Genomic DNA, 13,180 nt, shown 5'->3' with positions numbered 1-13,180 from the left:
CGCCCAGCCATCCCGGGCCCGGCGGCGCAGTCCTTCAGAGCCAGCCGGTCAATTGCGCGGCGTGCCAGGCGGCGTACAGGCCAAGTGCGGCGAAGGCGGCCGCGGCCAGGCGGCGGATCAGGGTCAGCGGCAGCTTGTCGGCGGCCAGGTTGCCGATCAGTACCACCGGTACGTTGGCGATCAGCATGCCCAGGGTGGTGCCGATCACCACCAGCCAGAAATGCGGATACTGGGCGGCCAGCATGACCGTGGCGACCTGGGTCTTGTCGCCCATCTCGGCGAGGAAGAACGCGATCAGGGTGGTGAGGAAGGGGCCGTATTTCTTCAGTCCGGACTCTTCGTCGTCGAGCTTGTCCGGTACCAGCGTCCACAGGGCGACGGCGATGAAGGAGGCGGCGAGGATCCAACTGAGGGTGGCTTCCGAGAAGAAGCTGGCGACCCAGGCGCCCACCGCGCCGGCAGCGAAATGGTTGGCCAGGGTGGCGGCGACGATGCCGGCGATGATCGGCCACGGCTTGCGGAAACGCGCCGCGAGCAGGAGTGCCAGCAACTGGGTCTTGTCGCCGATTTCCGCGAGGGCAACGATGAGGGTAGGGACGAACAGCGATTCCATCAGGCTTCCTAAGGGGCGGGTCGACCAATCACCATGACACGCGCCATCTGCCCGCCCCGGGTCAGATCGTGCGTGTCATAGGTCTTGTCAAACCCTTGGCCTGTCTGGGCAGGCTTGGGTCGCGCGCGCCATGGTCTGCGGACCAAGTGTGTTGACGCGTGCCGGGCGAGGCCGGTGCGGCGCTCGCGGGAGACTACTCCCCTAGGACGGGGCGCATTCTGCCCAAGCCGGGCGGCTTGGGCAAGCCCGGGACGGAAACTTTCGTCCGGGAGGGCGGCGAGGGAGCCTGATCGCAAGGAAACGTGCCGGCATCCGCAGCGATCCGCGAGGAATCGCTGGGCGGCAGGGTGAGTCAGGTATTGGTCGGGCTGACGTCCATTTCTTGGTAGCGAACGAAGCGTGCGCGCTTCTTCCAGCGGTATCCCAGCCAGATCGCCAGGAACAGCGGCAGGCTGATATAGGTGGCGAGGAGGCCGATCCAGTCGATGCGTTCGCCCACCAGCGCCTGGTAGTTCTGCCCGAGGGTGATGACCATGCACAGGGCGAAGGCGAACAGCGGCCCGAAGGGGAACAGCTTGGCCCGGTAGGGCAGGTCTTCCAGGCGGCCGCCCTGGGCCAGGTAACCCTTGCGGAAGCGATAGTGGGAGATGGCGATGCCCAGCCAGGCGATGAAGCCGCACATGCCCGAGGTGTTCAGCAGCCATGTGTAGACGGTGCTGTCGCCGAAGGCCGAAGTGAGGAAGCACAGGGCGCCGACCAGGGTAGTGGCGTACAGCGCGTTGCGTGGCACGCCGCTGCGCGAGACGCGGGAGAACAGGCGCGGTGCCTTGCCCTCGAGGGCGAGGTTGTAGAGCATCCGGGTCGAGGCGTACATGCCGGAGTTGCCGGCGGAGAGGATCGCCGAGAGGATCACTGCGTTCATCACCCCGGCCGCCGCGGCGAAGCCGGCGCGCTCGAAGAGCAGGGTGAAGGGCGACACGCTGATGTCGCTGGCATCGTTCTTCAGCAGGTTCGGGTCGGTGTAGGGAATCAGCATGCCGATCACGAAGATCGCCAGGATGTAGAACATCAGGATGCGCCAGAACACCTGGCGAATGGCGATCGGGATGTTCTTCCGCGGATTTTCCGATTCACCGGCGGCGATGCCGATCAGTTCGGTGCCCTGGAACGAGAAGCCGGCGATCATCGCCACCCCGACCATCGCCTGGAAGCCGCCGACGAAGGGCGCGTCGCCCATGGTGAAGTTGCTGAAGCCGGGCGACTCCACGCCATGCATGATGCCGAAGATGGTCGCCAGGCCGACGCCGATGAAGATCACCACCGTGACTACCTTGATCAGGGCGAACCAGAATTCGCTCTCGCCGAAGCCGCGCGCGGAAATCACGTTGAGGCCGAACATGATGCCCAGGAAGATCGCGCTCCAGTAGATGCCCGGCACCTCGGGGAACCAGAAACTCATCACCAGTTGCGCCGCCACCAGTTCCGCGGCGATGGTCACCGCCCAGTTGTACCAGTAGTTCCAGCCGAGGGCGAAACCGAAGCCATCTTCGACGAACCGGCTGCCATAGGTGCAGAACGAGCCGGAAACGGGCATGTAGGCGGCCATCTCGCCGAGACTGGTCATGAGGAAGTACACCATCAGCCCGATCAGTGCGTAGGAAAGCAGCGCACCGCCGGGCCCGGCGGTGGCCACTGTGGCCCCGGAGGCGACGAACAGCCCGGTGCCGATGGAGCCGCCGATGGCGATCATGTTCAGGTGGCGCGGCTTGAGCACCCGCCGCAATTGCTGGCCCTGGCTGGCGTTCAGGTCAGTCATCGGCGGCCTCCCGGCGGGTGGCCACGGAAGGGTCTGGCTGCGGGCGTGCGGGCAGGGAGAGGAAAAGCTTCATTCACAGGGTTCCAGGCAGAAATCAGGAGCGACGGGCGGAGTAGATGCGGAAACCGTCGCCTTCGGCGAGTGTCCGGCAGGGGCCGAGGTGGCGTTCGATCAACGGCGGGTACTTCAGGAAGCTGTTGGCGACCAGGCGCAGTTCGCCGCCCGGCGCCAGGTGCTCGGCGGCGCGTTGCAGCAGGCGCTCGGAGGCCTGGTAGTCGGTGTGCACGCCCTGGTGGAAGGGCGGGTTGCTGACGATCGCGGCGAGTTCGCGCGGCGCGCCGTCGATGCCGTCGGCGGCGATCACTTCGCCGTCCAGGCCGTTGGCGGCGAGGGTCAGTCGGCTGCTCTCGACAGCGAAGGCGTCGACGTCGAGCAGGCTCAGGCGACTGGCGGGGTAGCGACGCTTGAGGACCGCCCCGAGTACCCCGGCACCGCAGCCGAAGTCCAGCAGATGGCCGCCGGGCAGGGCTTGCAGTTGCCCCAGCAGCAGCGCGCTGCCGCGATCCAGGCGGCCATGGCTGAACACCCCCGGCAGGCTCACCACCTGCAGCTCGCCATCGGCCAGCGGCAGGCTGTAGCGCTGGGCCAGGGCGTGCAGGTCGGGCTCGGCCGGCGCCTGTTCGATACGCACCTGCCAGAGCTGGCAATGCCGCGCGCTATCCAGTTTGCGGGGCTTGCCGTAGGCGGCCAACTGCTTGCTCGCGCGCTCGATCCCGCCGCGCTTTTCGCCGACCAGGAAGAGTTCGCCGCCGGGCAGGCGGGCGGCCAGGCTGGCCAGCAGGTAGTCGGTCAGTTCGCGGGACTTGGGCAGGAACAGAACGGCCGAAGTCCAGGCGCCGGTCGGCGCGCGCGTGTCGAAACGGCTACGGTCGGGGAAGCGGGCGTCCAACTGCGCCTGCTCGCCGGCGTGCCAGCTCCAGCCCTGGGCCTGCGGTAGCTCGGCGAGCAGGTCGTCGGCGGGCAGGCCGGCCAGCAGCAGCGGGGTCGCGAAGAGGTGGCGCTGGCGCAGCAGCACTTCACTGCGAGGGTCCATGCGGGCTCCGGAAAAAATGGGAAATCTTAACAGGCTTGGGCCTGGCATACCCGCATGGATTGTCGGCGAGGATCGCCGTTCATCCGTGCGCGGTGCCCGCAGCGCCGTATCAGCCGGCGTTGACTACCCGCAGGGCGCGCCCGGCCTTCCATGCCTCTGCGTTTTCCGCCAGTTGGCCGACGATGCGCTGCCGCGCCTCGCGACTGCCCCAGGCGTTATGGGGGGTGACGATCAGGCGCGGGATGTCGGGGGCCAGCAGCGGATTGCCGTTTCTCGGCGGCTCGACGCTGAGCACGTCGGTGGCGGCGCCGCCCAGGTGGCCGCCGCGCAGGGCGTCGGCTAGCGCCTGTTCGTCGACCAGGCCGCCACGGGCGGTATTGACCAGGAAGGCGCCAGGCTTCATCAGCGCCAGTTCGGCGGCGCCGAGCATCCCGCGGGTGTCCTCGGTCAGCGGGCAGTGCAGGGTCAGGGCGTCGACCCGTGGCAGGAGTTCGCCAAGCGGCAGGCGGTCCGCCCGGGCGGGCCGTCCTGGCAACTGACCGAGCAGCACACGCATGCCGAACGCCTCCGCCAGCCTCGCCACCGCCCCGCCCAGTTCGCCATGGCCGAGCAGGCCGAGGGTCTTGCCTTCCAGTTCGACGATGGGGAAGTCCAGCAGGCAGAACTGGCTGGATTGCTGCCAGCGGCCGCCGCGTACCGCCTGCTGGTAGTCCGGCAGGCGCGTAGCCAGGGCCAGCAGCAGCGCGAGGGTGTGCTGGGCTACCGAGGGCGTGCCGTAGCCATGGCAGTTGGCGACGACGATACCGCGCTCGCGAGCGGCAGCGAGATCGATGTTGTTGGTGCCGGTAGCGCTGACCAGGATCAGTTCCAGCTCTGGGCAGGCGGCGATGCATTGCGCGTCGATCGGCGCCTTGTTGCTGATCGCGACCCGCGCACCGTGCAGCCGCGCGGCGACTTCCTGCGGTTGGCTGGCGGCATGCAGTTGCAGCTCGTCGAAGGCGGCGTGCAGGGGGCGCATGTCCAGATCGCCGAGGTCGAGGGAGGCATGGTCGAGGAAAACGGCGCGCAGGGCATGGCTCATGGACGGTTCCTTGGCGGCAGCGGACGGGGGCTGCCTAGCCTAGCAAACCCGCGTGCCAGGGAGGTCTTCCGGTTTTCTTGACAGTGATTATCCAGAAAGTATTGTCGGTTTTTTGACGGTATTACATATTTAACCTCTGTAGTGTCATTTTTGAGTCACTCCGACGAACGGTCGCCCTTTCAAGTGGACAATTTTTGATCTGAAAGGCATTTTTTTGGCACACAAGGCGCAATGTGAATTGCTTCTCAGATTTTCGTCATTTAACTGACGAAATGCAGTGCTGGAAAACTGACGTGCGCCACGCAGATAGGGAGATTTTCATGGTCCGTCCGGATAGCCAGCGCGGCAAGCGCACCTCTTCGAAAGCTGGTAGGGAAGGGCGTTTCGTCCTTGCCGCCAGCAGCACCCTCATGTTCGCCATCGCCAGCATCAACGCGGCCATGGCGGCACCTACCGGTGCCCAGTTCAACCCCAACGAGATCAAGATCAGCCAGCAGGGCAAGACCACGCTGATCGACCAGAGCACCCAGCGCGCGATCATCAACTGGAAGGGCTTCGACGTCTCCGCCGACGAGGCGGTGCGCTTCAACCAGCCCGGCGTGACCTCGTCGACCCTGAACCGGGTCACCGCAGGCCAGGAAAGTGTGATCGCCGGGCGCATCTCCGCGCCCGGCCAGGTGATCATCTACAACTCCAACGGCGTGGTATTCAGCGGCTCGGCCAAGGTCGACGTGGGCTCCCTGATCACCACCACGGCGAACATCAGCGACGAACACTTCCGCCAGGGCAAGCTGATCTTCGACCAGCCCGGAAACCCCGACGCGCGGATCGTCAACGACGGCAGCATCAGCGTCGCGGAGAAAGGCCTGGCGGCCTTCGTCGCGCCGTCCGTGGCCAACAACGGCGTGATCAACGCCCGTCTCGGCACCGTGGCGATGGCCGCCGGCAACGCCGCGACCATCGACCTCTACGGCGATGGCCTGGTGTCCATCGCCGTGACCGACCCGGTTACCCGCAAGCCGCAGGATGCCCAGGCGCTGGTCAGCAACGGCGGCGCGATCCAGGCCGACGGCGGTAGCGTGCTGATCACCGCCGAGCAGGCTTCCCGGGTGGTCGACAACGCGGTCAACCTGTCCGGCGTGATCCTCGCCCGCGGTACCGAGGTGCGCGAGGGCAGCGTGGCGCTGGTAAGCAAGTCCGGGGACATCCAGGTCGCCGGCAAGATCGACGTCAGCGGTCCGAAGAGCGGCGGCGACGTGCTGGTCAGCGGGCAGCAGGTGGCCCTGGCGAGCACCGCCAGCATCGACGCCCGCGGCGCCGCACAGGGCGGCAGCGTGCGCATCGGCGGCGACTTCCAGGGCCGCGGCGAGCTGCCACGAGCGAAGAACGCTACGCTGGCCAAGGGCGCCAGCATCGACGTCTCGGCTACCGGCAAGGGCAATGGCGGCCTGGCGGTGGTCTGGTCCGACGGCAATACCCGCATGGACGGGCGGATCCTCGCGCGCGGCGGCGCCCAGGGCGGCAACGGCGGCCTGGTGGAGACCTCCGGCAAGGTCAACCTGAGCATCGCCGACAGCGCCTACGTCAGCGTCGCCGCACCCTACGGCAACGGTGGCACCTGGCTGCTCGACCCGACCACCCTGCGCATCGTCGCATCCGGCGGCACCTCAGGTTCGGTGGGGGGCGCCAACGGCGCCAGCGGCGACGCGACGGTGAATGCCTCGGTGGTTACCGGGGCGCTGGCAGGCGGCAAGGTGACCCTCAGCGCCAGCGACCGGCTGTCGGTGGAAGCGCCGCTGATCACCAGCAACCTGGGCGGCGCCAGTCGCGGCCTGGAGCTGATCGCCACCGGACCTGCCGGTGCGGTGGATATCTCTGCGCCGATCCTGTTCCGCAACGGCAGCCTGGCAATCCGCGCCGGCGGCAACATCAGCTTCCTCAGCGGCGGCACGCCGCAGACCAGCGGCATCGTCGACCTGGGCAGCGGCACCCTGTGGATGCAGACCAGCACCGCCGGCAAGATCAGCCAGCAGGCCGGTACCGCATTGATCGCCGCCAACCTCGCCGGCCGCGCCGGTAGCATCGACCTGGCTTCCTGGGACAACTACGCCGGCAACCTGGCGCTGCAGACCTTCAACGGTACGCTCAAGTACCGGCAGAGCAACGCCACCGGTGTGACCACGAGCGGCACGGTGTTCGATCCGTTCATCAACCAGAGCATGACCGGCACCGCGCAGAACATCGTCTCCAGCGTCGGTACGCGGATTCTCGAGGCCAACAGCGTCGGCACCACCGGCAACTACACGCTGACCGCCGACGGCAACAGCGAGTTCGACCGCCTGGTGTTCACCGCGCTGCCCTATCGGCGGGTCAGCGGTTCCGCCAGCTTCCCGACCAACGACTCGTCGGACTATCTGGTGACCAACCTGCGCTACCAGGTCAACGGCAGCAACGTCACCGCCACCCCGAACGGCGGTGCGCCCAGCGGGTTCACCGTCGCCGCCGGCAACGGCAGCGTCACCACCTGGACCGGAAACTGGGGCACCAGTTGGGGCGTCAAGGGCTTCGGCGGCGTGATCGGCGTGACCGACGAGCTGCAGTACGACGTCGGCACCGGCCTGACCGAGGAACTGATCTTCGGCCTCGGCGGCAAGACCAGCCGCGTCGATACCCGCCTGGACCTGTTCATGCGCGAGGGAGCGTTCAACAGCTTCGCCGAGCGCGCCCAGGTGGAGATGTTCAAGACCACCACCACTGCCGGCGACATCCTTTCCCGCCAGCAGACCGCCACCCTGACCGCCAATGACGCTACCCGCGTCTACGGTGATGTGAATCCGACTCTGACGGCCACGATGTCCGGCATCAACGCCATCGACGCCTACGTCAACAGCCAGTTCAACGACCTCTACCAGGCGACCGCCAGCACCACGGCGACCCAGGCGTCGAACGTCGGGCAGTACGCGATCACCGGTAACGCCAATGGCAGCGAGTATTTCAGCCAGCGTTACCAACTGGTGCGCCAGGACGGCAAGCTGACCGTCACGCCGGCGCAATTGATCGTCAGCGCCGACGCCAAGACCAAGGTCTATGGCGACGCCGATCCGACCCTTACCTACCAGGTCAGTGGCCTGAAGAACAGCGATACCGCCGCTGGCGTGCTGAGCGGCAACCTCGGCCGGGTGGCCGGGGAGAACGTCGGCAACTACGGGATACTCCAGGGCGGGCTGGGCCTCAACACGGCCAATTACACCCTCAGCTACGTCGGCAACGACCTGCGCATCACCCCGGCACAACTGAACGTGATCGCCGATGCCAAGACCAAGGTCTACGGCGACCTGGATCCGGCGCTGACCTACCAGGTCTCCGGTCTCAAGCGCGGCGATACCGCCGGTGCCGTGCTCAACGGCGGCAGCCTGAGCCGCGTGGCTGGCGAGAACGTCGGCGTGTACGGCATCAACCAGGGTGGACTGGGCCTGGTCAGCAGCAATTACACCCTGAACTACCAGGGCAATAACCTGACCATCACCAAGGCACTGCTGAATGTGATCGCCGATGCCAAGACCAAGGTCTATGGCGATGCCGATCCGAGCCTGACCTACCAAGTCAGTGGCCTGAAGAACGGCGATACCGCTGGCGCGGTGCTTAACGGCGGCAGCCTGAGTCGCGTGGCTGGCGAGAACGTGGGTGTGTATGGCATCAACCAGGGCGGCCTGGGTCTGGTCAGCGCGAACTACGACCTGAGCTACCAGGGCAATAACCTGACCATCACCAAGGCGCTGCTGAATGTGATCGCCGATGCCAAGACCAAGGTCTATGGCGATGCTGACCCGAGCCTGACCTACCAGGTCAGCGGCCTGAAGAACGGTGATACCGCCGGTTCGATCCTGACCGGTGGGTTGAACCGCGCCGCAGGCGAGAACGTGGGTGTGTATGGCATCAACCAGGGCGACCTGGCATTGAACAGCGGTAACTACGACCTGAGCTACCAGGGCAATAACCTGACCATCACCAAGGCGCTGCTGAATGTGATCGCCGATGCCAAGACCAAGGTCTATGGCGACGCTGACCCGAGCCTGACCTATCAGGTCAGCGGCCTGAAGAACGGCGACACCGCCGGTGCCGTGCTCAACGGCGGCAGCCTGAGCCGCGTGGCTGGCGAGAATGTCGGCGTGTACGGCATCAACCAGGGCGACCTGGCATTGAACAGCGGTAACTACGACCTGAGCTACCAGGGCAATAACCTGACCATCACCAAGGCGCTGCTGAATGTGATCGCCGATGCCAGGACCAAGGTCTATGGCGACGCCGATCCGGCACTGACCTACCAGGTTTCCGGGCTGAAGAACGGCGATACCGCCGGTGCCGTGCTCAACGGCGGCAGCCTGAGCCGCGTGGCTGGCGAGAATGTCGGCGTGTACGGCATCAACCAGGGCGGCCTGGCATTGAACAGCGGCAACTACGATCTGAGCTACCAGGGCAACAACCTGACTATCACCAAGGCACTGCTCAATGTGATCGCCGACGGCAAGACCAAGGTCTACGGCGACGCCGACCCGAGCCTGACCTACCAGGTCAGCGGCCTGAAGAACGGCGACACCGCCGGTGCCGTGCTCAACGGCGGCAGCCTGAGCCGCGTGGCTGGCGAGAATGTCGGCGTGTACGGCATCAACCAGGGCGACCTGGCATTGAACAGCGGTAACTACGACCTGAGCTACCAGGGCAATAACCTGACCATCACCAAGGCACTGCTCAATGTGATCGCCGATGCCAAGACCAAGGTCTATGGCGACGCTGACCCGAGCCTGACCTACCAGGTCAGCGGCCTGAAGAACGGTGATACCGCTGGCGCGGTGCTCAACGGTGGCAGCTTGAGCCGCGTGGCTGGTGAGAATGTCGGCGTGTACGGCATCAACCAGGGCGGCCTGGCATTGAACAGCGGCAACTACGATCTGAGCTACCAGGGCAACAACCTGACTATCACCAAGGCACTGCTCAATGTGATCGCCGACGGCAAGACCAAGGTCTATGGCGACGCCGACCCGAGCCTGACCTACCAGGTCAGCGGCCTGAAGAACGGCGACACCGCCGGTGCCGTGCTCAACGGCGGCAGCCTGAGCCGCGTGGCTGGCGAGAATGTCGGCGTGTACGGCATCAACCAGGGCGACCTGGCATTGAACAGCGGTAACTACGACCTGAGCTACCAGGGCAACAACCTGACCATCACCAAGGCACTGCTCAATGTGATCGCCGACGGCAAGACCAAGGTCTATGGCGACGCCGACCCGAACCTGACCTACCAGGTCAGCGGCCTGAAGAACGGTGATACCGCTGGCGCGGTGCTCAACGGTGGCAGCTTGAGCCGCGTGGCTGGTGAGAATGTCGGCGTGTACGGCATCAACCAGGGCGGCCTGGCATTGAACAGCGGCAACTACGATCTGAGCTACCAGGGCAACAACCTGACCATCACCAAGGCACTGCTCAATGTGATCGCCGACGGCAAGACCAAGGTCTATGGCGACGCCGACCCGAGCCTGACCTACCAGGTCAGCGGCCTGAAGAACGGCGACACCGCCGGTGCCGTGCTCAACGGCGGCAGCCTGAGCCGCGTGGCTGGCGAGAATGTCGGCGTGTACGGCATCAACCAGGGCGACCTGGCATTGAACAGCGGTAACTACGACCTGAGCTACCAGGGCAACAACCTGACCATCACCAAGGCACTGCTCAATGTGATCGCCGACGGCAAGACCAAGGTCTATGGCGACGCCGACCCGAGCCTGACCTACCAGGTCAGCGGCCTGAAGAACGGTGACAGCGCCGGCTCGATCCTGACCGGCGGGCTGAACCGCGACGCAGGCGAGAACGTGGGTGTGTATGGCATCAACCAGGGCGGCCTGGTGCTGACCAGTGGCAACTATGACCTGGCCTACCAGGGTAATGACCTGACCATCACCAAGGCGCTGCTCAACGTATTCGCCGATGCCAAGAGCAAGCAGGTCGGCACCGCCGACCCGGCGCTGACCTATCAGGTTTCCGGCCTGAAGAATGGCGATAGCGCCGGTCAGGTGCTCGCCGGCGGGCTCGGTCGGGTGGGCGGCGAAGCCGTAGGCCAGTACGACATCCTCCAGGGTGGGCTTGCCCTCACCAGCGGCAACTACCAGCTCAACTACCAGGGCAACCTGCTGAGCATCCTGCCGCTGCCGGTCACGCCGGGCGACCTGGGGCAACTGGCAGCGCTCTCCGACTTGCGCGAACTGCAGAAGGGGCGCGATCCGGATACCCCCGGGGATGCGGTCTACCGCACCACCACGCTGGAAAACCCGTTCCTCGAAAACCCGTTCCTGCGCGCCTACGCTCTGGGCATGGACGTCAGCGATCCTAACCTGCTGCCGGCTACCGCCGCGGGTCCGGCGGAGGACGCCAGCGCCAAGCGGGTGGGGCAGTTCACCGATCGTCCGCTCAGGGCAGAGGCCGAGAGTGGGGCGGGTTGCTCGAACCAGAGCTACCTGGCCGACTACTGGAGCTGCTTCAACAAGCCTCTGAATTTCTAACCCTTTTCGCAATGCGCACTATCGTCTCCGGGCGGTAGTGCGTCATCTGCCCGAGGTGAATGATGAAACCTTCGCAATGGACGCTTCGCTGGGTGACGCTCTGTGGCTGCGGGATGCTGGCTGCTTCCGCCGCCGCCGTGGAGTTGCCAGGGACTGTACAGCCATCCCAGCTCGATGAACGCTTCAAGCCCCGCAGCGAGCCGCAAGCCAAGCCCGAGGCGCCGCTGGTGGTGCCCAAGCAGGTCGCGCCGCAAGGCAGCGAACAGATCCGCTTCGAACTGCGCGAGATACGCATCGAAGGCAACACCCGCTATGACAAGGCGGTGCTCGAGTCCTATTACCAGCATATGCTCGGCAAGCAGGTGTCCCTGGCCGAACTGGTCGACCTGGCCAACCGCCTCACCGCCAAGTACCGCCAGGACGGGTACCTGTTGACCCAGGTAGTGGTGCCGGAGCAGAGCATCGAGGGCGGCAAGGTACGCCTGCAGGTGATCGAGGGTTACCTCGAACACGTGCAGATCAAGGGATCCGTCGATGGGCCGCGGGTGCGAGTGGAGGAACTGCTCGCGCCGCTGACCGAAAAACGTCCGCTGGATGCCGATACCCTGGAGCGCGGCCTGCTGCTGGTCGGCGACCTGCCGGGGGTCAACGTGCAGAGCGTGCTCAGCCCGGGTCAGGCGCTGGGCTCGTCGAACCTCGACGTGGCCTTGCAACAGCAGCGATACGAAGGCTTCGTCAGCCTCGACAACCGCGGCTCGCACTACACCGACCCGACCACCCTGGCCTTCGGCGCCACCGAGTTCTCCCGCCTGGGCTTCTACGAGCAGATCGACGTGCTCGGCGCGATCTCGCCGTTCAGCGATGCCACCCGCTACATCCAGTTGCGCGGCACGTTGCCGCTGGGTGGCATGTTCGCCGGCGATACCCTGCAGATCATGGGTTCCTATTCGAAGGTCAACCCGGACATTCCGGACTCGGTATTCCCCTTCGACAGCGTCAGCAAGAGCACCGAAGGCAGCATTTCCTACAACCATCCCTTCATCCGCTCGCGCTCGCAGAACCTGAGCGGCGGCCTGGCGTTGCAGTGGAAGGATACCGAGACCCGCCTGCGCGACTTCGCCAGCGACGCCTCGAACCCCGGTCGTGACCATGTGCGGGTGTTCCAGCAACGCCTGACCTATGACTGGGTCGACCGCTGGATGGGCATCAACCTGGCGGAGGTGCGCAACAACATCGGCCTGGACATGTGGGGCGCGACCAAGAAGGACGATGAACGTCGTTCCCGCGAAGTGGCCGACGGACGTTTCGTCTATCTCAACGGCAACATCGGGCGTCTGCAAGGGCTCGGTGGACCCTGGTCGGTGTATGGCGAATTGCAATGGCAGTACAGCTTCGACCCGTTGCTGCCGAGCGAGCGCTTCGGCGTCGGCGGCAGCGGGATCGGTCGCGGCTTCGCCCCGGGCAACATCACCGGTGACCGTGGCTTCGCCCTGAAGCTCGAACCGCGCTATGGCCAGGCGGTGGGCTATAGCTGGCTGCGCAGCTACCAGGCCTACGCTTTCTACGACTGGGGCAAGACCTACAACCTCGACGTGGACGATGACGAGCAGCAGAAGCTCGGCTCGATCGGTGCCGGGGTGCGCTTCAACCTCACCGACCAGTTGTCGTTCAACCCGGAGATTGCCCGCCAGGTCATCGGCGAGCCAGCCGACCAGCGCGATGGGAAGCGCGAGACGCGGGTCCTGTTCAACGTGGTGGCGCGCTTCTGAACCCTGCCGGCCTCCGTTCCGGAGGCTGCTGACGGAGCCCCTCTCCGGTTCTGCGGAGAGGGAGGTCCGTGCTCAATTCCGAGTGTTTTTCTCAAACTTTCGATTTCTTCGATTTTTCATATCGATGCCGTCAATCCGTGCCAAGGCCGGTCGGAGAGGCGTATTCTTGCTGTAACTCCTGTACTAGAGCGGTTCTTCGCACTATTTCAAACGTCGATGAATACTATTGGCGCGCTTCGTTTTCCAATCGAGTTTCCCGA

General features: G+C 65.4%; 6 protein-coding genes and 1 riboswitch. Of the genes, 2 read left to right on the top strand and 4 right to left on the bottom strand.

What is annotated here, in order from left to right; genetic code table 11:
- Positions 1-34: 34 nt before the first annotated feature.
- The 4 genes from ACI766_RS25005 to ACI766_RS24990 form a co-directional block, all read right to left on the bottom strand.
- Positions 35-613 (bottom strand): TMEM165/GDT1 family protein, encoded by a 579-nt coding sequence (locus ACI766_RS25005; protein ID WP_003094926.1) that lies wholly within the window; start codon positions 611-613, stop codon positions 35-37.
- A 90-nt stretch (positions 614-703) separates the two neighbouring features.
- Positions 704-827: riboswitch (yybP-ykoY riboswitch) on the bottom strand.
- A 138-nt stretch (positions 828-965) separates the two neighbouring features.
- On the bottom strand, positions 966-2,429 hold the full coding sequence (locus tag ACI766_RS25000) for an amino acid permease (protein ID WP_023087815.1): 1,464 nt from the start codon (positions 2,427-2,429) through the stop codon (positions 966-968).
- 94 nt (positions 2,430-2,523) lie between these two features.
- The gene (locus tag ACI766_RS24995; protein WP_003117439.1) at positions 2,524-3,522 is read right to left on the bottom strand and encodes a class I SAM-dependent methyltransferase; all 999 of its coding nucleotides are present in this window, start codon (positions 3,520-3,522) and stop codon (positions 2,524-2,526) included.
- A gap of 109 nt (positions 3,523-3,631) precedes the next feature.
- Positions 3,632-4,603 carry a 2-hydroxyacid dehydrogenase gene (locus ACI766_RS24990; protein ID WP_003146034.1) on the bottom strand — a complete coding sequence of 324 codons (972 nt, stop codon included), beginning with the start codon at positions 4,601-4,603 and terminating at the stop codon, positions 3,632-3,634.
- Positions 4,604-4,923: 320 nt separating this feature from the next.
- Here ACI766_RS24990 and cdrA point away from each other — a divergent pair, with 320 nt between their 5' ends.
- The gene (gene cdrA, locus ACI766_RS24985; protein ID WP_412828474.1) at positions 4,924-11,151 is read left to right on the top strand and encodes a two-partner secretion system adhesin CdrA; all 6,228 of its coding nucleotides are present in this window, start codon (positions 4,924-4,926) and stop codon (positions 11,149-11,151) included.
- Positions 11,152-11,213: 62 nt separating this feature from the next.
- Entirely contained in the window at positions 11,214-12,920 is a 1,707-nt protein-coding gene (gene cdrB / locus ACI766_RS24980; protein WP_023087812.1) for a two-partner secretion system transporter CdrB, read from the top strand.
- Positions 12,921-13,180: the final 260 nt, after the last annotated feature.

Origin of the sequence: Pseudomonas sp. DL, from assembly GCF_047199225.1 — a bacterium.
GTDB lineage: Bacteria > Pseudomonadota > Gammaproteobacteria > Pseudomonadales > Pseudomonadaceae > Pseudomonas > Pseudomonas aeruginosa.
This window is presented reverse-complemented; position numbering and strand designations above follow the sequence as displayed.